A 20,137-nucleotide genomic window follows, 5' to 3' on the forward strand; every position below is an offset into this window, starting at 1 on the left:
TGACGGATGAAGGCTTCCCGTCCCGGCCGGCTCCACCATTTGCTCACGATCGCCGGTCAAGACGGACCGGAGGCAGGCAGGTGCTGGATAGCACGGGCTGCAGGTGCGGCGCCGTGGCGGAGGGTTGCGCGGCAGCAGGGTGCATTGGAACCGGACTGGCCGCCCCAGACAAGGAAGTGCCTGAGTTGAACAACAATCGTGGCAACAACAACCGTCGGCGCAGCCGCGGCAACAATCGTCCGCAGGGCGGCGGCAGCAATGGTGGCAGCGGCCAGCAGCTCAACCGCATCGACAGCCGTGCCAGGGGCAATGCGCCGCAACTGCTCGAAAAGTATCGCAAGCTTGCGCAGGACGCCCACCTCAACGGCGACCGCGTCCAGGCCGAGTACTATCTCCAGTTCGCCGACCACTACTTCCGCGTGATGGCGGACACCCGGCTTCGCCAGGAGGAGCAGCGGGCGCGCCAGAACGGTGGCGTCTCCGGCGACCGCTGGCAGGATGCCGAAAGCGAGGACGACAGCGGCGAGTTCTCGATGGAGAACGACTTCCCCGCTTTCGACCGGCCCCAGTCCCGCCGCGAAGAACAGCGCCGCGATGGAGGGCGCCGTGAAGACAGCCGTCGAGACGATAATCTCCGGGACGATAGCCGCCGGGATGAAGGGCAACGCGAAGATGGCCGTCGCGACGAACATCGGCGCGAGGACGGACGCCGCGACCGCAGCGACAGCCGGCGCGACGACGGCCGGCGGGACGAGCGCCGCCGCGACGAAACCCGCTCCGACGAGCCGCGGCGTGACCGCGCCGGTGCGCCCGAAGCGGGTCTTGACGAGAGCGCCCGGTCGCTCGCACCGACTGCCGAAACGCCGCTGCCCGGCGAAGGCGTCCGCGCCGCAGAAGGCGAACCGATCGGCGACGTCAGCGACAATCCCTTCGTGCGCGACACGCGCCCCTCGCGGGGGCTGAAGCCGCGGACGGAGCGCAAGCGCAAGTCGGACCAGGACACCGGCCCCGCACCGGCGCTCGATCCGGCAAGCCTTCCGCCTGCTTTCGGGGCGCGCAAGGCCGAAGTGGAGGACACGTCCGCGGAGGCTCCGGTGGCCGTAACCGAAGCCTCGCCCGCCGCGGATTCCGCCGCCGCCGAAGAAGCGCCCGCGCCCAAGCGTCGCGGTCGACCGCGCAAGAGCACCGCGGCCGAGGCAGCGCCGGCGGAAGGCTGAGAGCACCAGATGCCTGGCAATCGGAGGGGGTCGATCGCTTGCGGTCGGCCCCCTTGCCGTACATAGCGCCGGGAGCATCGTCGAAGGACCCATGACCCGCATCCGGACAACGCCCGTTCGCGCCCGCGCTGCCGCCAGCCTCGGCGCTATGCTGCTTCCGCTTGGGCTGGGCGGACTGGCCGCCACCGGATTCCAGCCGCTGGCGCTGTGGCCGGCAACGCTGGCGGCGCTGGCGGCGGTGATGGCGCTGGTGGAGCGCGCCCGCGGACCGGGGTACGGGTTTCTTCGCGGCTGGCTGTTCGGTGTCGGCCTCTTCACGGTCGGCAACAGCTGGATCGCGACGGCCTTCACCTACCAGGCACAGATGCCTGCGTGGCTGGGATGGGTCGCGGTGGTATTGCTGGCGCTTTATCTCGCGGTCTTTCCCGCCATGGCCGCGCTCGCCGCGTGGTTGCTGTCGCACAGGCTGCGGGCTGCGATCGTGCCGGCCTTCGCGGGCTGCTGGATCGTGACGGAGTGGATGCGGGCCTGGGTCTTTACCGGCTTTGCCTGGAACCCGTTGGGCGCCGCAGCGCTCGGCGGGTTTGACCGCCCGGGTCTCGCCAGCGTGGCAGCGTGGACCGGAACCTACGCTCTGTCGGGACTGGTCGTACTGCTTGCGGGCCAGTGCCTGTTCGCATGGCGCTGCCTGGCGCAGGGAAAGCGCCGGGCGGGCGCGGTCCATGCAACGCTGCCGGTGGTGCTGTTCCTTCTGCCGCTGGCGCCGCAGGAGGAACCGGGCACGCTTCGCTACACGCTGGTCCAGCCCGATCTGCCGCAGGACGAGATCAACGATCCCCGCCAGTTCGAAAGCCAGTTCCAGCGCATCGCCCGCCTTTCGCTGCCCCGGGCGCCGGGACAGCCCCGGCTCGTGCTCTGGCCGGAGAGCGGAATTCCCGACTATCTGCGCGAAGGCTACGCGCCGTTCTGGTATGCGGGCACGACCTATGCCGGCGATCCGGCTCTTGCCCGCGCCCGCATCGGGCGGGTGATCGGGCCCGGCAGCCTTCTGCTGACCGGCGCTGTCGATCTTGCACAGGACCGCCGGGGAACGGTCAACGGCGCGTGGAACGTAGTGACTGCGGTGGACCCGGCCGGCGCGATCCGCGGATCCTACGCCAAGGCGCACCTGGTGCCCTACGGCGAATACCTGCCGATGCGGGCCTGGCTCACGCCGCTCGGCCTGTCGCGGCTGGTGGCCGGCGAGCTCGACTACTTTGCCGGCCCCGGACCGCGGACGATCGACTTCGGGCCTTACGGCAAGACCGGGTTCCAGATCTGCTACGAGATCATCTTCTCGGGCGAGGTGGTCGATCGCCGCCATCGTCCCGACTACATCTTCAACCCCTCGAACGATGGCTGGTTCGGCAGTTCGGGCCCACCGCAACACCTTGCTCAGGCGCGGCTGCGCGCGATCGAGGAAGGCCTGCCCGTGCTGCGCGCGACGACGACGGGGATCAGCGCTGTGATCGACTCCAACGGCGTGGTGCGCCAGCATGTCGGGCGAAACGTCGCGGGCAGGCTGGAGGGGATCGTGCCGCGCGCGCATGCCGCAACGCCATTTGCGCGCGCAGGCAATGGACTGGCGCTTGGCTGGGCGGCGGTGCTGCTGGTCATCGCGGTGGTTGCAAGGCGCCGGGGCGTCGGCTAGAGGGGCGACATAAAGCTTTCTTTATATGGACCCGGCCCCATGCGCACCGACTACCTGTTCACTTCCGAAAGCGTTTCCGAAGGCCACCCGGACAAGGTTGCCGACCAGATCAGCGACGCGATCGTCGACCTGTTCCTGTCGAAGGACCCCGAAGCGCGCATCGCCTGCGAAACGCTGACAACCACGCAGCTGGTGGTGCTTGCCGGCGAAATCCGTTGCAAGGGCGTCTACGAGAACGACGAGTGGGCGCCCGGGGCGAAGGACGAGATCGAGAAGACCGTGCGCGAAACGGTCAAGCGCATCGGCTACGAGCAGGACGGCTTCCACTGGCAGACGTTCCGCTTCGAGAACAACCTCCATGGCCAGTCGGCGCACATTGCGCAGGGCGTGGATGCCGGCGACAACAAGGACGAAGGCGCGGGCGACCAGGGCATCATGTTCGGCTATGCCACCGACGAGACGCCCGACCTGATGCCGGCGACGCTCTACTACAGCCACAAGATCCTCGAGCGCATGGCCGCCGACCGCCACTCGGGCGCGGCGCCGTTCCTCGAGCCCGACGCCAAGAGCCAGGTCACGCTGCGCTACGAGGGGTCGCTGCCGGTCGCAGCGACGGCCGTCGTCGTGTCGACCCAGCACAAGCCTGGCTACTGCCTCACCGGCGACCATGCCGATGCGGCCAAGTACGCCGAACTCGAAGCCTACGTGAAGAAGGTCGTCGCCGAGGTCATCCCGCCGGTGCTGCTTCGCGAGACGAAGTACTACATCAACCCGACCGGTGCGTTCGAGATCGGCGGCCCCGACGGTGACGCAGGGCTGACCGGCCGCAAGATCATCGTCGACACCTACGGCGGCGCCTCGCCTCACGGTGGCGGCGCGTTTTCGGGCAAGGATCCGACCAAGGTCGACCGTTCGGCTGCCTACATCACGCGCTACCTCGCCAAGAACGTGGTCGCCGCAGGCCTCGCCACGCGCTGCACGATCCAGATCGCCTATGCCATCGGCGTGTCCGAACCGCTGTCGCTCTACGTCGACACGCACGAGACCGGCACCGTGGCCGACGACAAGATCGAGCAGGCGATCCTCGGCATCGCGCGCCTCGGCGGCCTGACTCCGCGCAGCATCCGCACGCATCTCGGCCTCAACAAGCCGATCTACGCCAGGACGGCGGCCTATGGCCACTTCGGCCGCAAGCCCGAGGGCGATCTGTTCCCGTGGGAGCGGACCGACCTGGTCGACGACCTCAAGGCTGCGCTCGCGGCCTGATCGCCCCGCGACGGACAAAGAAAGGGGGCGGCAGCCGCGCGGCTGCCGCCCCCTTTTCATTCGTGCCGCCAGACGTGGTTACTTTGCGTATTTCGCCCGCTTCGGCCCCATGTAGCCGAACAGGTAACCGGCCACCTTGCGCATCTGGATCTCCTCCGCGCCCTCGGTGATGCGATAGCGGCGGTGATGGCGATAGATGTGCTCGAACGGCTTGTGGCGCGAGTAGCCGATGCCGCCATGGACCTGGATCGCCCGATCGGCGGCCTCGCAGCACAGCCGGTTCGCCCAGTAGTTGCACATCGAGATCTTGTCCGACAGTTCGCGCTCGATCTGGACATGCTCCATCTTGTCCATCTGCCACGCGGTCTTGTAGATCAGCGCGCGCAGCATCTCGCATTGCGTCGCGAGTTCGACCAGCGGGAACTGGATGGCCTGGTTGCGCGCGAGATCCTCGCCGAACGGCTTGCGCGCGCGGGCATAGTCGACCGATTGCTCGATGCAGTAGGTCGCCGCGCCCAGCGAGGATGCCGCCTGGCGGATGCGGTTCTGGTGAACGAACGACTGCGCGATGGCGAGCCCGCCGTCGACCGGCCCCAGAGCCGCGCTCTCCGGCACCCACACGTCGGTGAACGACACCCGCGGGTGATCGGTCGGCATGTTGAAGGTCCACAGGTATTCCTCGACCTTGAGCCCGGGCGCATCGGCCGGCACCAGCAGACAGGTGATCCCGCGCGCGGCGCCGTCTTCACCCGAGGTGCGGCAGAACGTGGCGACGTGCGTGGCGACGTGCATGCCGGTCGTCCACATCTTCTCGCCGTTGATCAGCCAGCCGTCGACGCCGTCGCGGCTCTGCCGCACGGCGCGCGTCTCCATGTGCGTCGCGTCGGAGCCATGCTCCGGCTCGGTGAGGCCGAACGCAGTGCGGCGGGTGCGCTCGAAGCCGCCGACGATGAACTCCTTCTGCTGCTCCTCGGTGCCGAAATGCTCGAACATCGCGACGAACGGGAAATTGCCGACGATCGAGTGCTCGTTCTGCAGATCGTTGTGCAGGCCGAGGCCCTTTGCGGCGAAGCGATCGCGGATCACCGCCATCCACAGGTTCGAGCCGTCCTTGCCGCCATACTTCTTGGGTGCGGAGAACCGCCAGTGCCCGGCCTTGTCGGCGCGCTTGCTCGCCTCGACCAGCAGTTGCTCCCATTCGTGGCGGGGCAGGCCGCCGTTTTCGAAATCGGTGCGCGCCCATTCGCGGCGGTGGTCGAAGAAGCGGATGTTGTCGTCCTGCTCCTCGAGCGGCTTGATCTCGGCGGCGATGAAGGCGTCGAGTTCGTCGAGGTAGTCGAGCAGGTCCTGCGGCAGATCGAAGTCCATGGTTCACTCACTCCCAAAGGCCGCGCGCCTGGGCGAGCGCGGGATATTTCGGCATGTCGGCGGAAAGCGTGTCGAGCGCGCGCCGGCGCAGGTCGGCAAGCAGGCCGGGCGTCGCGAGGGTCTTGCGGCCGGCGAGAATATCGTCGGTCAGCGCCCGGTCCGAGGTGCCGGGCCGCCCGGCAAGCTGGCGACGGACGATGCCAAGTGCGTTCTGCGTCACCGCCAGCTCCCACCGTTCACGCCCGGAAAGGCGCTCCTTGACCGTTGCAGCAAGCCATTCGGACACCGCCGTCAGCATCTCGATGGCTGTCGGCTCGCCCTCACCGGGATCGGGAGGCGCTGGCGCCGCGGCCAGCCTGCGCGCGCGCTCCGCCTCGGGCGCGTCGCCTTCGAGCAGGCGCAGAAGGTCGAGCTCCTGCTCCGAGGTGCGGCGGCCGACAACCACGCGCTCGATCTGGCGATCGACCCCGCTGCGCCAGGTCTTGCCCATGCCCAGCGTGCCGAGCGCCCACCACACCGTGCGGTAGACGAGCCAGAAGCGGAAGCGCACCGGGTCGAACCTTTCGCCGCCGGCCGCTTCGTACGCGCGCGCCAGCGTGTCGATGTCGGTCAGGCCGAAGCCCAGCTTGTCGAGCCGGCCGAAGCGCCAGACCGTCATGCAGCCATAGGCGAAATCCTCGTGCCCATCCCCGAGGTGGGTCAGTTCCCAGTCGAGCACGCCCGAAAGGTGGCCTTCATGGCTCATCACGTTGCCGATGCGCAGGTCGCCGTGCACCACTTTGGGTTCGGCGGCCGGCGGCAGGTTTGCCCGCAGCCACGCTATGCCCAGCGCAATGATCGGCCGGTCGCCACCCGCATCGAGGAATTGCTGGTGGAGCCCTTCGACTCCGGCGGCCGGCTCCAGAATCTTGAGGAACGGCAGTCCTGCCGGATCCAGCGCATGAATGCGGGCCATGGCCACGGCCAGCTCCTCGCCCAGCGACGCGGGGCTCGACAGCGTGACCTCCGGGTCGGCGGTCCCGGCAAGGCAGCGCATCACGAACCCGCGCCCGATCCCGTCCTCGGGCGCCAGCTCGGCGACGACTTCGGGTGCAGGCACGCCGCCTGCGAAGGCGTGCCGAACGATGGCGGCTTCCTGGGTCATGTCGATCGGACGATTGGCCAGCCATTCCTCCGACGGCGCCCGGCGGAGCACGAAAGCCTCGCCTCCGCAATCGAACAGCCAGGATTCGAGGTTTGCCCCCCCGGACAGCCGGCGCGGGTTGGTCACCGGCCCGGCAATCCCGGCCTTCGCCATCACCGTGGTCAGACCGGCAGAAAAATCGACTTGCGTGTCCAGCGCCAAGGCAGCCTCCGGTGATCCTCTCGGGGCCGGAGATGGTCCTCCGGTCTGTCGCGCCGGGTTAACTTAACCGCTCAATTAAAGTCCAGCGCTGTTTTCATCGCGGCGCGATTCGTTCCGCCGCAACCGACAAGGCGGGCGCGCTCGGCGACCGACCGTGTCCCGCAGCACTTTTCAGGGGATTCTCCGTGCGTTACAAATGACAATGACGGGAAATTCGGGTCGGGGTTAGAAGTCAGCCACCATGGCACGTCGCATCTACAAGCTCATCGCTGCCGCGCTGCTCGCCGTTCCGGCGCTCGCGGCGACTCCGCAAGCCGTGCAGAGCCGCCCGCCGGTAGCAATGCAGGATGCGCGAGACCTCGAAATCCAGAATCGCGTCGCCGCGCTCGTAGCGCAGGGGCGTGGCCGGATCGGCGTCGCGGCGATGGACCTCGACAACGGGGGGCAGATCCTTGTCAACGGCGACATGCCGTTCCCGATGGCAAGCACGGCCAAGATCGCGGTTGCCTGCACGATGCTCGACAAGGTGGAGCAGGGCCTTATGCGGCTCGACCAGCCGCTGCCGATGATGCTTCCCGTGGCCCAGCCGCTTTCGTCGCGGAGCGCCGAGGCGCCGCTGCGCGCCGGGCAGATGCTGACGGCGCAGGGCTTGATGGAACTGTCGATCACGCGCAGCAACAACGAGGCCACCGATGGCCTGATCAAGGCGGTCGGGGGCATCCAGGCGGTCAATGCCTGGCTTACGAGCAAGGGCATCGTCGGCCAGCGGCTCGATCATACGATGGCGACGCTCGTGCGCGACGACGGCCGGGTTAACCCAGCCACGACGATCACCACGCGGACCAGCAGCACGCCGCGCGCCATGCTGGCGCTGCTCGCCGCAATCGACCGTGGCAATGCCCTCAGCCCGCAAAGCCGCGCCGTCCTGCTCGACACGATGACCCGGACCAGCACCGGCCGCAACCGTATCCGCGCCGGCTTGCCCGAAGGCACGCTGTTCGCGCACAAGACCGGAACGCTTGCCGGCGTGACCGACGACGTCGGCATCGTGCGGCTCCCTGACGGTCGCCATCTGGCGCTGGTGATTTTCGTGACAGGCCCGGAGGGGCACACCGTGCATGCAGGATTGATCGCCCAGATCGCGCGCACCATCTACGATGGCTACAGCATGCCGGCTGCGAGCGGGATGCAGGAAATCGTCCGCCGCCGCTGACCGGCTCGGCATTCAACTCGTAGCTTTGAGCAAAGGCGCCCTGCGCGGCGCCCTTTTTTTGTACCTCCGGGCGTGCCTGTAGTTCGACATCCCGGCGCTGGCGTCGGTGGAGGGGCCAAACGGAAAAGGGCACGGATGCGCGCGCATCCGTGCCCCTCTATCCGTAACCTGCCCTTGCGGGCGGGGATTACATCTTCGCGGCTTCGCTCGCGTCAGCAGCGGCTTCCGAAGCCGAGGCGCTGGCGTCGGCAGCGGCGCCCGAGGCGTCAGCAGCGGCTTCCGAAGCGTCGGCAGCAGCTTCAGTGGCAGCTTCGGTGGCTTCCGGAGCCTTTTCCGAGCAGCCGGCGAGGGCGAAGGCGGTGCCGGCGACAGCGGCGAGGATGAGCTTGCGCATGCGTTACAATCCCTGGATTGAAGTGAACCGCGCCGGGCAAGCAGCCCGCCGCAAAGCCTACTCTGGCGGTAGACTTCCCGCCCCAATTAATCGGCAATTCATCGGCTTGCAAGCGTTCAACGTATCCGCGCCGGGCGGTCAATTCCATGTTTCGAAACCGGAACGCTTTTTTGCACGCGCTTTGGAGGTGTCGGAGTTGCGTTCAAGTGCCCGCCAAGGACGACGAACCGTGCGATAGTGCAACCTTCGAGACTTATCCACGATGCGCGGCACGAACGCCCGAAACGCTTTCGCCGAGGCCATCGAAGGGCTACATCGCGAGGCATGGACACCGCCGCCGATACCGCGCCCGCAGCCACCGTAGAGACCGGAGCACACCGCCACCTCTATCTCGTCGACGGTTCTGCGTATATCTTCCGGGCGTACCATCGGCTGCCACCGCTGACCAATCCCAAGGGCGTCCCGGTCGGCGCGGTCTACGGCTATACCACGATGCTATGGAAGTTGGCCGAAGACCTTCACCAGGCCGACGGCCCGACCCACCTCGCGGTGATCCTGGACAAGGGCTCGACCACGTTCCGCAACGCGCTCTACGACCAGTACAAGGCCAATCGTCCGCCGCCGCCCGAAGATCTGGTGCCGCAGTTCCCGCTGATCCGCGATGCAACGCGCGCATTCAGCCTGGCCTGCATCGAGGAGGACGATCTCGAGGCGGACGACCTCATTGCCTCCTACGCCCGGGCCGCCACCGCAAAAGGCTGGGACGTGACCATCGTCTCGTCCGACAAGGACCTGATGCAGCTCGTTGGCAGATGCGCCGAAGGCGGCGGTTGTGTCGACATGCTCGACACGATGAAGAACCAGCGCATCGACATTCCCGAAGTGATCGAGAAGTTCGGCGTCCCCCCCGAAAAGGTCGGCGACGTGCTCGCGCTCATGGGCGATGCGGTCGACAATGTCCCGGGCATCCGCGGCATCGGCCCCAAGACCGCGACCAAGCTGATCCAGGAGCACGGCGACCTCGAGTCCGCGCTCGCCGCCGCGCCGGCGATGAAGCCCGGCAAGCTGCGCGACAGCCTGATCGAGCAGGCCGACATGGCCCGCCTCTCGCGCGTCCTCGTCGCGCTCAAGGAAGACTGCGACCTGCCCATCCCGCTCGAGGATTTCGAGCTGCGGGCGATTCCGCCCGAACCGCTTGCCGCCTTCCTGACCGAGCACGGCTTCACCAGCCTGCTGCGCAAGGTCGGAGGGGCAACACCTGTCACGCCTGCCGCTTCGGGCGCCCCTTCACCGGTCGCCGCTGAGGGCGCGAACCGCCAGCCGTTGCCCGAATGGCCGGCGATCGAACTCGGCAGCTATGCCTGCGTGCAGTCGATCGGCGAGCTGGAGCAATGGATCGCCCGCGCTTTCGAGGCGCGCCTCGTTGCCATCGACACCGAGACCAGCGCGCTCGATTCGATGCGCGCCGAACTTGTCGGGATAAGTCTCGCGCTCGGCCCCAACGATGCCTGCTATATTCCGTTGGCGCACGGCGGCAGCGACATGTTCGCCGAAAGGCCGCTCCAGATCGATTGCACCGCGGCGCTAACCGCGCTCAAGCCGCTGCTGGAGAGCGATGCGGTGCTCAAGGTCGGCCAGAACGTGAAGTACGACATCACCATCCTCGCCCGCGCCGGAGAGGCGATCGGCGGAATCGCCGTCGGCCCGGTCGACGACACGATGGTGATGAGCTTCTGCCTGGACGCTGGCCGGAGCGAGACAGGGCTCGCCGGACACGGCATGGATGAGCTGGCCGAAAGGCACCTCGGCCACACCACGATGAAATTCAAGGACCTGTGCGGCACGGGCAAGAAGGCGATCACTTTTGCCGAAGTGCCGCTGGCCGATGCGACGCGCTACGCCGCCGAAGACGCCGACGTCACCTGGCGGCTGCATCGCCTGTTCGCCCCGCGCCTGTCCGACGAAGGCGGCACGCGGATCTACCAGACCGTCGATCGTCCGCTGGTCCCCGTCGTCGCGCAGATGGAGCGCCACGGCATCCGCGTCGACCGCGAACGGCTCGCCGGGCTTTCCACCGAGTTCGCGTCCAAGATCGCCGAGCTCGAAACGGTGATCTACGACAAATGCGGCGGTCCCTTCACCATCGGCAGCCCAAAGCAATTGGGCGACGTGCTGTTCGACAAGCTCGGCCACAAGGGCGGCAAGAAGGGCAAGAGCGGCCAGTATTCGACCGACCAGTCGGTTCTCGAAACGCTGGCTTCGCAAGGCGCCGAAGTAGCCACGCTGGTGCTCGAATGGCGCCAGCTGTCGAAGCTCAAGTCCACCTATACCGACGCGCTGCAGGCTGCGATCAATCCTGCGACGGGCCGCGTCCACACCAGCTATAGCCTGGTCGGCGCGCAGACCGGGCGGCTCTCGTCGAACGAGCCCAACCTTCAGAACATCCCGATCCGCACCGAGATCGGCCGCCAGATCCGCGACGCCTTCGTCGCCGAGCCCGGCAACGTTCTGCTGGCGGCCGACTACAGCCAGATCGAACTGCGCCTTGCCGCGCACATGGCCGACGTACCTGCGCTGAAGGAGGCTTTTGCCGCCGGGGAGGACATTCACGCGCGCACCGCGATGGAGATGTTCGGCACGGTCGATCGCGATACGCGCGGTCGGGCCAAGACGATAAACTTCGCCATCCTCTACGGCATCAGCCGGTGGGGTCTGGCCGGTCGGCTCGGCACCGGCGCCGACGAGGCGCAGGCGATGATCGACCGCTATTTCGAGCGCTTTCCGGGCATTCAGCGCTACATTCTCGAAACACTCGAGCAGGTGCGCGAGCGCGGCTATTCCGAGACGCTGTTCGGTCGCAAGACCTGGTTTCCGCGGATCAATTCGAAGAACCAGGCCGAACGTCAGGGCAGCGAGCGGGCAGCGATCAACGCGCCGATCCAGGGTACCTGCGCCGACATCATCAAGCGCGCCATGGTCCGCATGACGCCCGCGCTCGAAGCGGCGGGCCTGGGGCACGTGCGCATGCTGCTGCAGGTCCACGACGAACTGGTGTTCGAGTTGCCTGCCACGGATGTCGAAGCGGCAAGACCGGTGATCGAAGCCGTCATGGCGCGCGCCGCCGAGCCTGCAGTGAAGCTGACCGTGCCGCTCGGCGTCGAGATCGGCACGGGACCGTCGTGGGGCGCCGCGCATTGAGGTTGCCCCGAGCGCCGGGGGATCAGCGCACCGCGATCCGGGCGTAGCGGGCGAGGTCTCGCGGCGTCAGCCACAGCGCCTGCTCGTTCGGGACCGAGTTGGTCAGGGCGTAGAATGCGCTCGCGGTGGCAAGCGGCATTCCTCCAGCCTCGTGGTAGAACACGACGTACTTGCGATTGACCGGCGAGCTCGGCGCAAAGCTGCCGGGGCGCATGCCGTCGTCGTCGAGCCAGGCATGGACCGCGAACTCGGAATCTGCCGCAGCGGTGCGCTGCACGCCCGCCAGAAAGAGGTCGACCGCGCCCGAGCGGACCGATCCGCCGGGCGGCACGACCGTTTCGAGACCGCGCTGATGGATCATGCGGCCGAGCACGAGGTTGGCGTTGTCGTCGACCGTTCCGGGACAGTCGCGCAGTTCGAGCACGCGGATGCGCGGGTATGCGGCGAGCATCCTCGCGAACTGGCGCGGTGCATCCGTATCGGTTTCGCGCGCGAGCAGCGCCCGCGCAGGGTCGAGCACCACGAACGGGCCAAACTTCGCGAGGAAGCGGGTTCCGGGCTGCACGGCATCGTTGCGCCCTGCCGCAGCGGGGCTCGAGGCGACCAGACGGTCGCCGCCATCCCCCGCCTCCGCAGCAGGCCAATCGCGCGTCGCGCCCGGATCGTCCTCGTCGATACCTGCGCCGATGCCCGGCTGTTCGTCGCTCCAGGCCTCGACCGTCTCGGTCCAGCGCACGCCATGACCGTCGATCCAGGTTCGGGTGGAAATGTCGCGCGCCAATGCAGGAGCGACCGCCGCGTGCAGGCAGAGCGCGATCGCGAGTGTGCGGAGCGGCTTGGGCATGACCGCACAACGCGCCCCGAGCGCCTTTTAAATATCGAAAAAACATAGTTTATTCGGGCTTACCGCACGGTCTTTGCGCGCGGTTAACCCTGCGAACGCCACCGTTTTGGCGGCATCCGCTTCACACCGCGCGCCCTCTCCGTATGAACACTCAGGGATTTGCCTCGGCCCTGCTCGGCACGAATTACGGAAGGCCGCGATGGTTGCTCTGGTATCGACGGTTGCCTATCTCGGTCTCGAGGCGCGCGCGGTCGAGGTGCAATGCCAGATCGCCCCGGGCCTGGCCGCCTTCCGCCTGGTCGGGCTTCCGGACAAGGCCGTCGGCGAAAGCCGTGAGCGCGTCCATGCCGCGCTCGCCGCGCTCGGCCTTTCGCTGCCGCCGAAGCGGATTACGGTGAACCTGTCGCCTGCGGACCTGCCCAAGGAGGGGTCGCACTACGACCTGCCGATCGCGTTGGCGCTGCTCGCGGCGATGGGCGTGGTCGATCGCGAGACGATCGGAGACTATGTAGCGGTGGGCGAGCTGGCGCTCGACGGCCGGGTCATCTCCAGTCCAGGCGTGCTGCTGGCAGCGCTGCATGCCGGCAGCCAGGACAAGGGCTTGATCTGCCCGGCCGAGCAAGGGTCCGAGGCGAGTTGGGCGAGCGGGATCGATGTCGTCGCCGCGCCGCACTTGCTCGGCCTTCTCAATCATCTCAGGGGCCAGCAGCGGCTGCCGGACCCGGTGCCGGGCGAAGCGGAACCGCCCGCCAGGCTGGCCGATCTGCGCCAGGTGAAGGGCCAGGAGGTTGCGCGTCGCGCACTCGAGATCGCTGCGGCCGGAGGGCACAACCTGCTGATGGTGGGACCGCCCGGCGCCGGCAAGTCGCTGCTCGCTTCGTGCCTTCCTGGAATTCTCCCCGATCTCACGCCGGCCGAAGCCCTCGAGACCTCGATGGTCGCATCGGTTGCGGGCTTGCTCGAGGACGGCAGGATCAGCCGCGCCCGGCCGTTCCGCAGTCCGCACCATTCGGCTTCGATGGCGGCGCTCACCGGAGGCGGGCTTCGAGTGAGGCCCGGCGAAGTCAGCCTGGCCCACCTCGGCGTGCTGTTTCTCGACGAGCTGCCGGAGTTCCAGCGCGCTGTCCTGGATTCGCTGCGCCAACCGCTCGAGAGCGGCGAGATTACCGTTGCTCGCGCGAATGCGCACGTCACCTTCCCGGCCCGCGTCCAGCTCGTCGCCGCGATGAATCCCTGCCGCTGCGGTCATCTCGGCGACCCGGCGCTGGGATGCAGCAGGGCCCCGCGCTGTGCGGCAGACTACCAGTCGAAGGTGTCCGGGCCGCTGCTCGACCGAATCGACCTGCACGTCGAGGTTGATCCGGTATCGGCCGCCGATCTCTCGTTGCCGCCCCCGTCCGAGGGGTCGGCGGAAGTCGCGGCGCGCGTCGCAGCCGTACGGCGGGTTCAAACGGAGCGGCTCGAAGGGACTGGCCGGCGCAACAATGCCGAGCTCGACGGAGACTTGCTCGATCGCTTCGCAACGCCCGACGATGGCGGGCGCAAGCTCCTGGCACAGGCAGCCGAGGTTATGCGGCTCTCCGCGCGCAGCTATACCCGCATCCTGCGCGTGGCGCGGACGATCGCCGACATGGCTGGGGCAGACCAGACCGGACGCCCCCACGTTGCCGAAGCGCTGAGCTACCGGCGCATCGCGCCGCGCGCCTAGCCGCGAGCCTCAGGATCTGGAATGGGGCGGCGCTGGTACGGACGGCGGGACTCGAACCCGCACGAGCAAAGCTCAAGGGATTTTAAGTCCCCGGCGTCTACCATTCCGCCACGTCCGCAAGGCAGCGCTGCGCGCCGGCGATTGCACAGCGGCGGTTCGCGGGCAAGGCTTCTTGATCCGCGGCCCGTTGCGGACCGATGCGGTTATTCGGCGTTCAGCCGCTGGCGCATTTCCTTGCCAGGCTTGAAGTAAGGGACCCTTTTGCCCGGGACCTCGACCGTCTCGCCGGTGCGCGGGTTGCGCCCTTTGCGCGCTTCGCGTTCGCGGGTCGAGAAAGCACCGAAACCGCGCAGTTCGACCCGGCCTCCTTCGGCCAGGCGCTTGGCGATCTCGTCGAAGAAGACATCGACGACCCGTTCGATTTCCTCTGCGCGCATGCCCGGGCTGTCTTTGGCAAGCGCCTGCAGCAATTCGGACCTGATCATCCGCCTATGTCCCTCCGATGACGCGCTTGGCGCCACGATCCAAGTATGAGCGCATGCCCCCGACCCCCGTCCGGGCAGGCCTAGCAAAAGATTGCCAGATCACTTGCGCTGGCACAACTTAACTTATGGCATAGAGAATGTTCAAAACGGTACGCATCGGCAGAAGATTTACCGAATTCGTGGCATCAGTTTCGATGGACCGTCATGGACAGGTCTTCGACGCGCAGCCCCAACAGGTTAAGTCGCCGTGCGATTCGCGGCCATTCGTCCTCGATAAAGCGCCGGCGCATCGTCGCGCGAAGCCTTTCGGCGGCGCCGTCCGCGACAAACAGCCCGATACCGCGCTGGACCGTCACGAGGCCTTCGTCCTGGAAGTACTGATACGCCTTGGCCACGGTCAGCGGATTGGCCTTCTCGCGCTGCGCAAGGCTGCGCACCGAAGGAAGCATCGTGCCTTCGCGATAGGTCCCATCGACGATGCCGTCAGCAATCATCGCGCGCAGGCGCAAGTGCACGGGCAAGGCGGTGTCGGACATCGGTGACTTGCTAGACCAACACACCCGAAAACGCAAATAAATTGAAATAAAATTTCAAAAACTCTTCATGCGCGAAAGATCGGTGCAGCAGCGGCCCGCGATGATGCAGCAAACCGTCGCACCTCGTTGCGAATGCAATTAGATTCTTCCAAAAAGCGGCAATCCCGCTAGTCTCGCGCGTCCAGACAGGATCCGCGGCAGCGAACGGGCGGCCACAGAAGGACGGGGAGCGCTTCCAGACATGATTTCTTCCAGCGACCAGCCCGCTGCGGGCGAGACGACCGACAGCAGCTGGTTCGGCCACCCGCGGCAACTCGCGCGCCTGTTCACGACCGAGATGTGGGAACGGTTCGGCTACTACGGCATGCGGGCGCTGCTGACGCTGTACCTGACCAAGCATTTCCTGTTCAGCGACAGCACCACGACCGGGCTCTACGGCGGGTTCACCGCCCTGGTCTACCTCACTCCCCTCGTTGGTGGGCTGCTGGCCGATCGCTACCTCGGTTCGAAGCGATCGGTGAAATTCGGCGCGCTGATGATGGCCGCGGGCTATTTCATCCTTTGCTTCGGAGGCGAGACGGCAAAGCCGCACGCGGTGATCGACGGGCAACGCTACGAGGTCGTCGAGGAGAACACCATCGACCGCCCGACCGCCACCGGGCAGGAACGACGCTATGTTGTCGATGGCCCGCAAAAGCTGCTCATCAAGGGTAACGAGGACGGCACCGTGTCGCTTCTCGCCCCCGATGGCAGCGTCGCGCGATCGGTGCCGAAGGGCAGCTTCGAGTCCGCCGGCGAGCGCTCGGCGCTGCTCACACTGCTGCTGCTCGTAGGACTGTCGCTGATCACGGTCGGCAACGGCTTCTTCAAGCCAAACATCTCGACGATGGTCGGCGAGCTCTACCCGAAGGGCGATACGCGCAAGGATGCCGGGTTCACCATCTTCTACATGGGCATCAACCTGGGATCGCTGTTCTCGCAGCTGCTCTGCCCGTTGCTGGCAGACACGGTCGGCTGGTGGGCAGGCTTCGGCCTCGCAGCAATCGGGATGGTGTTTTCGTGGAGCCTCATCCAGTTCGATGGCGGTCGCCTTGCCGGGTACGGAGAGCCTCCGGCCGACCAGGGCAAGGACCGCAGCCTGCTGATCTACCTCGGCGCCGCCATTGCCGTCCCGGTCGTGCTGTTCCTGTTCCAGAACCTGATGAGCGCCGCCCCGGCCGCCGAGGGCGCAGGCTTCGCCGGCTACATCATGGCGTTGCCGCTGATGGGCAAGCTCTTGTTCGGCACCTTCATTCTCGGTGTCCCGGCGATCCTGTTCTACGCCTGGAGGGAAGGCAGCAAGGTCGAATTCCAGATGATGGTCGCAGCGATGGTGCTGATCGTCTTCAACACCGTCTTCTGGACCCTGTTCGAACAGGCCGGCTCGTCGCTGACGCTGTTCGCCGACCGCAACACCGACCTGTCGATCTTCGGCCTGTTTTCCATTTCGGCCGGGCAGACCCAGTTCTTCAACGCGATCTTCATCGTCATGCTCGCGCCGGTCATGTCGGTGCTGTGGGCAACGATGGGCAAGCGCGGCATCGAGCCGACCATCCCGGTGAAATTCGGCGTGGCGCTGGCCGGCGTCGGCGCGGGTTTCCTGTTCCTTGTCTGGGGCGCGCAGTTCGCCGGACCCGACTTCAAGGTCTCGATCTGGTGGCTCGCCGGGCTCTACCTGATCCACTCGATCGCCGAACTGTGCATTTCGCCGGTGGGCCTGTCGATGATCACCAAGCTCAGCCTCGCCCGCATCGTGGGCATGATGATGGGCGTGTGGTTCCTGTCGATCTCGGTCGCGCAATACGTCGCCGGGATCGTCGCGCAGGTGGCAAGCGTCGAGACTGTCGGCGGCCAGGTGACAAACCTCAAGGTCAGCCTCGACACCTACACTGCAGTGTTTTCGACGATCGGCTGGGCTGCCGTCGCCATCGGCGTCGTCCTGCTGCTTCTGGCGGCGCCGCTGCGCAAGCTTATGCACGGCGTAAAGTAAGGGAGCCCGGACAGTGAAGCTAAGACATCTCGGACGGCTCGCCGGCCACGCGCTTGCCGGGCTTGCTCTCGCCGCCTCGTCTGGCGCCGGCTTTGCCAAGCCCAAGCAGGACGACCAGAGCTTCCAGCTCAAGGACAAACCCTACCCTTCGACCTACAAGCCCTATCCCGGCGAGGCCGTGGCGATCGTGGGCGCAACTGTTTACGATGGAGCAGGCGGCCGCATCGACAACGGCACGGTGCTCCTGTCGGGCGGAAAGGTCGAGGCGATCGGGGGGGCCGACCTATCGGTACCGCAGCGATATGCTCGCATCGATGGCGCGGGCAAGTTCGTGACCCCGGGCGTCATCGACATCCACAGCCACCTTGGAGTTTACCCCAGCCCCGGCGTGCAGGCCCATTCGGACGGCAACGAGGCGACCAGTCCGACCACTCCCGAAGTCTGGGCGGAGCATTCGGTCTGGCCGCAAGATCCCGGTTTCACCCGCGCGCTCGCCAATGGCGGTGTGACCTCGCTGCAGATCCTGCCGGGCTCGGCCAATCTGATGGGCGGTCGTTCGGTCGTCCTCAAGAATGTGCCCAGCCGCACGGTTCAGGGGATGAAGTTCCCCGATGCGCCTTACGGCCTCAAGATGGCCTGCGGCGAAAACCCCAAGCGCGTCTACGGCGACCGCAACCAGATGCCGTCCACCCGCATGGGCAACTTCGCGGTCGACCGCCAGACCTGGATCAAGGCCGCCGAGTACAAGAAGAAGCGCGATGCCGGAAAACTCGATTCCCGCGATCTCGCGATGGAGACGCTGGCCGACGTGCTCGCCGGCAAGATCCTCGTCCAGAACCATTGCTACCGCGCCGACGAGATGGCGCAAGTGATCGATATGGCGAAGGAATTCGGCTACAAGGTGAGCGCATTCCACCACGCTGTCGAAGCCTACAAGATCGCCGACCTGCTCAAGGAAAACGACATCTGCTCGGCAATCTGGGCCGACTGGTGGGGCTTCAAGATGGAGGCCTACGATGGCATTCCCGAGAACGCGCCGCTTCTCGCTGATCATGGCGCCTGCGTGATCATCCACTCGGACGACGAGAACGGGATCCAGCGCCTCAACCAGGAAGCTGCAAAGGCCCAAGGCGACGGCAGGCGCATCGGCATCTCAATCCCCGATGAACAGGTCATCTCGTGGTTCACGCTCAACCCGGCCCGCGCGCTCGGCATCGATGGCAGGACGGGCAGCCTCGCCCCGGGCAAGATGGGTGACGTCGTCCTGTGGAACGGCAATCCGCTGTCGGTCTATTCGCGGCCCGAAAAGGTCTGGATCGACGGGGCACTACTCTACGACGCGATGGACCGCAATCGCCGACCGGTATCCGACTTCGAACTTGGCCAGCCCGGCGAAGGAGACGTGAAATGATGGCGCGCACCCTCGTCCGTGACGGTCTCGCACTGCTTGCCGCATCGGTTTCGCTGCCAGCGCTCGCGCAATCGTCACCGCAGGGCGCCGAAGGCTTCGCCATCACCAATGCCACAATCGCGATCGGCGATGGCAGTGCTCCGATCCATGGTGGCACCGTGGTCGTGCGCGGCGGCAAAGTCGTCGCCGCAGGGGCCGGCATCGCCGTTCCCGCCGGCGTCGAGGTGATCGATGGGACCGGCAAGTGGGTTACCCCCGGCATCGTCAGCGCAGTGACCGACCTCGGGCTGGTGGACGTCGGCGCTGTCGACGAGAGCAACGACGATTATGCCGAGAAGGCGGGCTTCAACGCGGCCCTCGACGTTTCCGCCGCGATCGATCCCGATGCGACCCCGATCGGAGTGAGCCGCGCGGGTGGCGTGACCCGCGCCGCCGTCGCGCCGGTCGCGGCCAATGCGATCTTCGCCGGCCAAGGCGCAATCATCGATCTCGCGGCAGATATCGATCCGGTCAGTCGTCCGCGCGCATTTCAGTTCGTCGAGTTGGGCGAGCGCGGTGCCGCCCTCGCCGGGGGCAGCCGCGTCGCAGCGCAGGCAGTGCTGCGCAACGCCCTGCGCGAAGCGGCGGACTTCGACCGCCGATCCGGGATCTCCAAGATCGGCGGGGCCAAAGGCGTGCCTGCTTCGACGGGCGACGACATTCCGCTCGATCCGCGCATGGCGCAGACGACACAAGGTCGCGCCGACGACGGATTGCTGACGCGCTTCGATGCCGCAGCCCTGATCCCTGTCGTCAACGGAAGACAGCCGCTCTACGTCCACGTCGAACGGGCCGCCGACATCCTCCAGGTGCTACGGCTGAAGGACGAGTTTCCTGCACTGAAGCTGGTCATCGTCGGCGCCGCCGAAGGGTGGCGTGTCGCATCCCGCATCGCGGCGGCGCGCGTTCCCGTGCTGGCCAGTGCGATCACCGATCTGCCCGGCCGCTTCGAGACGCTCGCCGCGACACAATCCAACGTCGGACGAATGGCGCAGGCGGGTGTCAAGGTGGCGCTTGGCGGCTTCTACGACAACGACCAGCCCCGCTATGCCCCGCAATACGCTGGCAACCTCGTGGCGGTTGCGCAAATCCCGGGCGCAACCGGGCTGACCTGGGGCCAGGCGCTGGCCTCGATCACGTCGGTGCCGGCCGAGATCATTGGCGAGGGCGGCAGGTTCGGTAGCTTGAAGCCGGGCCTCGCCGGCGACGTCGTGATCTGGGATGGCGATCCGCTCGAAGTCACTTCCGGACCGGTTGCAATCTATATCGACGGCGTCAAACAGAACATGGTAAATCATCAAACGCGGTTGCGTGACCGCTACCGGCATCCGCAGGAAGGCCCGCTGCCTAAAGCTTACCAGTGATCGGCTGATTATTGCGCGACAGGCGCGTCA

General features: G+C 66.7%; 16 protein-coding genes and 1 tRNA gene. 10 read left to right on the top strand and 7 right to left on the bottom strand.

All coding sequences use genetic code 11. The features are described from left to right. Positions 1–185: 185 nt before the first annotated feature. The 3 genes from K3A85_RS13485 (at position 186) to metK (ending at position 4,173) form a co-directional block, all read left to right on the top strand. On the top strand, positions 186–1,217 hold the full coding sequence (locus K3A85_RS13485; protein ID WP_263624856.1) for a DUF4167 domain-containing protein: 1,032 nt from the start codon (positions 186–188) through the stop codon (positions 1,215–1,217). Positions 1,218–1,308: 91 nt separating this feature from the next. Further along, on the top strand, positions 1,309–2,907 hold the full coding sequence (gene lnt, locus K3A85_RS13490) for an apolipoprotein N-acyltransferase (RefSeq protein WP_404822938.1): 1,599 nt from the start codon (positions 1,309–1,311) through the stop codon (positions 2,905–2,907). Between the two features lie 39 nt (positions 2,908–2,946). Beyond that, a complete protein-coding gene (metK, locus tag K3A85_RS13495; RefSeq protein WP_225207040.1) occupies positions 2,947–4,173 on the top strand; it encodes a methionine adenosyltransferase in 1,227 nt (408 codons plus the stop codon). A 78-nt stretch (positions 4,174–4,251) separates the two neighbouring features. Here the strand turns inward: metK and K3A85_RS13500 are convergent, their stop codons facing one another. Together K3A85_RS13500 and K3A85_RS13505 are read right to left on the bottom strand one after the other, a co-directional pair. Next, a complete protein-coding gene (locus tag K3A85_RS13500; RefSeq protein ID WP_225207041.1) occupies positions 4,252–5,541 on the bottom strand; it encodes an acyl-CoA dehydrogenase family protein in 1,290 nt (429 codons plus the stop codon). Between the two features lie 7 nt (positions 5,542–5,548). Continuing rightward, positions 5,549–6,886, bottom strand: coding sequence for a phosphotransferase (locus K3A85_RS13505; protein WP_225207042.1), 1,338 nt, complete (start codon positions 6,884–6,886; stop codon positions 5,549–5,551). A gap of 241 nt (positions 6,887–7,127) precedes the next feature. Between K3A85_RS13505 and K3A85_RS13510 the strand changes: the two genes are divergently transcribed. Beyond that, entirely contained in the window at positions 7,128–8,099 is a 972-nt protein-coding gene (locus tag K3A85_RS13510) for a serine hydrolase (protein WP_225207043.1), read from the top strand. 187 nt (positions 8,100–8,286) lie between these two features. On the opposite strand, the gene K3A85_RS13515 is transcribed toward K3A85_RS13510, so the two are convergent. Continuing rightward, entirely contained in the window at positions 8,287–8,493 is a 207-nt protein-coding gene (locus tag K3A85_RS13515; protein ID WP_169493816.1) for a hypothetical protein, read from the bottom strand. On the opposite strand from K3A85_RS13515, the gene K3A85_RS13520 reads away from it, so the two are divergent. Both K3A85_RS13520 and polA read left to right on the top strand, forming a co-directional pair. Continuing rightward, a complete protein-coding gene (locus K3A85_RS13520) occupies positions 8,492–8,731 on the top strand; it encodes a hypothetical protein (protein ID WP_225207044.1) in 240 nt (79 codons plus the stop codon). The genes K3A85_RS13515 and K3A85_RS13520 overlap by 2 nt on opposite strands. Before the next feature lie 86 nt (positions 8,732–8,817). Then, positions 8,818–11,691, top strand: coding sequence for a DNA polymerase I (polA, locus tag K3A85_RS13525; RefSeq protein ID WP_225207045.1), 2,874 nt, complete (start codon positions 8,818–8,820; stop codon positions 11,689–11,691). A 22-nt stretch (positions 11,692–11,713) separates the two neighbouring features. On the opposite strand, the gene K3A85_RS13530 is transcribed toward polA, so the two are convergent. After that, complete coding sequence (locus K3A85_RS13530; protein WP_225207046.1) at positions 11,714–12,535, bottom strand: hypothetical protein; 822 nt, start codon at positions 12,533–12,535, stop codon at positions 11,714–11,716. A gap of 199 nt (positions 12,536–12,734) precedes the next feature. On the opposite strand from K3A85_RS13530, the gene K3A85_RS13535 reads away from it, so the two are divergent. Beyond that, positions 12,735–14,243 carry a YifB family Mg chelatase-like AAA ATPase gene (locus K3A85_RS13535; protein WP_225207047.1) on the top strand — a complete coding sequence of 503 codons (1,509 nt, stop codon included), beginning with the start codon at positions 12,735–12,737 and terminating at the stop codon, positions 14,241–14,243. Positions 14,244–14,276: 33 nt separating this feature from the next. Here K3A85_RS13535 and K3A85_RS13540 read toward each other — a convergent pair. The 3 genes from K3A85_RS13540 to K3A85_RS13550 all read right to left on the bottom strand — a co-directional run bounded on the left by K3A85_RS13540 (position 14,277) and on the right by K3A85_RS13550 (position 15,264). Continuing rightward, a tRNA-Leu gene (locus K3A85_RS13540) sits at positions 14,277–14,361 on the bottom strand. Positions 14,362–14,446: 85 nt separating this feature from the next. Continuing rightward, positions 14,447–14,728 carry an integration host factor subunit beta gene (locus tag K3A85_RS13545; protein ID WP_225207362.1) on the bottom strand — a complete coding sequence of 94 codons (282 nt, stop codon included), beginning with the start codon at positions 14,726–14,728 and terminating at the stop codon, positions 14,447–14,449. A gap of 185 nt (positions 14,729–14,913) precedes the next feature. Then, positions 14,914–15,264: a GntR family transcriptional regulator gene (locus tag K3A85_RS13550; protein ID WP_225207048.1), complete on the bottom strand. Its 351-nt coding sequence runs from the start codon at positions 15,262–15,264 to the stop codon at positions 14,914–14,916. Positions 15,265–15,505: 241 nt separating this feature from the next. Here K3A85_RS13550 and K3A85_RS13555 point away from each other — a divergent pair, with 241 nt between their 5' ends. Genes K3A85_RS13555 through K3A85_RS13565 form a run of 3 tightly spaced genes read left to right on the top strand, consistent with a single transcriptional unit; the run spans position 15,506 to position 20,107 of the window. Then, positions 15,506–17,293, top strand: a complete 1,788-nt coding sequence (locus tag K3A85_RS13555) for a peptide MFS transporter (RefSeq protein WP_225207049.1) — start codon at positions 15,506–15,508, stop codon at positions 17,291–17,293. Between the two features lie 13 nt (positions 17,294–17,306). Continuing rightward, positions 17,307–18,704 carry an amidohydrolase gene (locus K3A85_RS13560; protein ID WP_225207050.1) on the top strand — a complete coding sequence of 466 codons (1,398 nt, stop codon included), beginning with the start codon at positions 17,307–17,309 and terminating at the stop codon, positions 18,702–18,704. Beyond that, positions 18,701–20,107 (top strand): amidohydrolase family protein, encoded by a 1,407-nt coding sequence (locus K3A85_RS13565; RefSeq protein ID WP_225207051.1) that lies wholly within the window; start codon positions 18,701–18,703, stop codon positions 20,105–20,107. The genes K3A85_RS13560 and K3A85_RS13565 overlap by 4 nt, the downstream gene beginning before the upstream one ends. The last annotated feature ends 30 nt before the right edge of the window (positions 20,108–20,137 follow it).

Source organism: Novosphingobium huizhouense (assembly GCF_020179475.1).
In the GTDB taxonomy this organism is placed as follows: Bacteria; Pseudomonadota; Alphaproteobacteria; order Sphingomonadales; family Sphingomonadaceae; genus Novosphingobium; species Novosphingobium huizhouense.

Excerpts from the sequence above, each read along its gene's own strand:
- K3A85_RS13520 (WP_225207044.1), top strand. The coding sequence starts at position 8,492 with ATGCGTTACAATCCCTGGATTGAAGTGAACCGCGCCGGGCAAGCAGCC.
- K3A85_RS13500 (WP_225207041.1), bottom strand. The coding sequence starts at position 5,541 with ATGGACTTCGATCTGCCGCAGGACCTGCTCGACTACCTCGACGAACTC.
- polA (WP_225207045.1), top strand. The coding sequence starts at position 8,818 with ATGGACACCGCCGCCGATACCGCGCCCGCAGCCACCGTAGAGACCGGA.
- K3A85_RS13565 (WP_225207051.1), top strand. The coding sequence starts at position 18,701 with ATGATGGCGCGCACCCTCGTCCGTGACGGTCTCGCACTGCTTGCCGCA.
- metK (WP_225207040.1), top strand. The coding sequence starts at position 2,947 with ATGCGCACCGACTACCTGTTCACTTCCGAAAGCGTTTCCGAAGGCCAC.
- K3A85_RS13510 (WP_225207043.1), top strand. The coding sequence starts at position 7,128 with ATGGCACGTCGCATCTACAAGCTCATCGCTGCCGCGCTGCTCGCCGTT.
- K3A85_RS13535 (WP_225207047.1), top strand. The coding sequence starts at position 12,735 with ATGGTTGCTCTGGTATCGACGGTTGCCTATCTCGGTCTCGAGGCGCGC.
- lnt (WP_404822938.1), top strand. The coding sequence starts at position 1,309 with ATGACCCGCATCCGGACAACGCCCGTTCGCGCCCGCGCTGCCGCCAGC.
- K3A85_RS13530 (WP_225207046.1), bottom strand. The coding sequence starts at position 12,535 with ATGCCCAAGCCGCTCCGCACACTCGCGATCGCGCTCTGCCTGCACGCG.
- K3A85_RS13515 (WP_169493816.1), bottom strand. The coding sequence starts at position 8,493 with ATGCGCAAGCTCATCCTCGCCGCTGTCGCCGGCACCGCCTTCGCCCTC.
- K3A85_RS13550 (WP_225207048.1), bottom strand. The coding sequence starts at position 15,264 with ATGTCCGACACCGCCTTGCCCGTGCACTTGCGCCTGCGCGCGATGATT.
- K3A85_RS13555 (WP_225207049.1), top strand. The coding sequence starts at position 15,506 with ATGATTTCTTCCAGCGACCAGCCCGCTGCGGGCGAGACGACCGACAGC.
- K3A85_RS13545 (WP_225207362.1), bottom strand. The coding sequence starts at position 14,728 with ATGATCAGGTCCGAATTGCTGCAGGCGCTTGCCAAAGACAGCCCGGGC.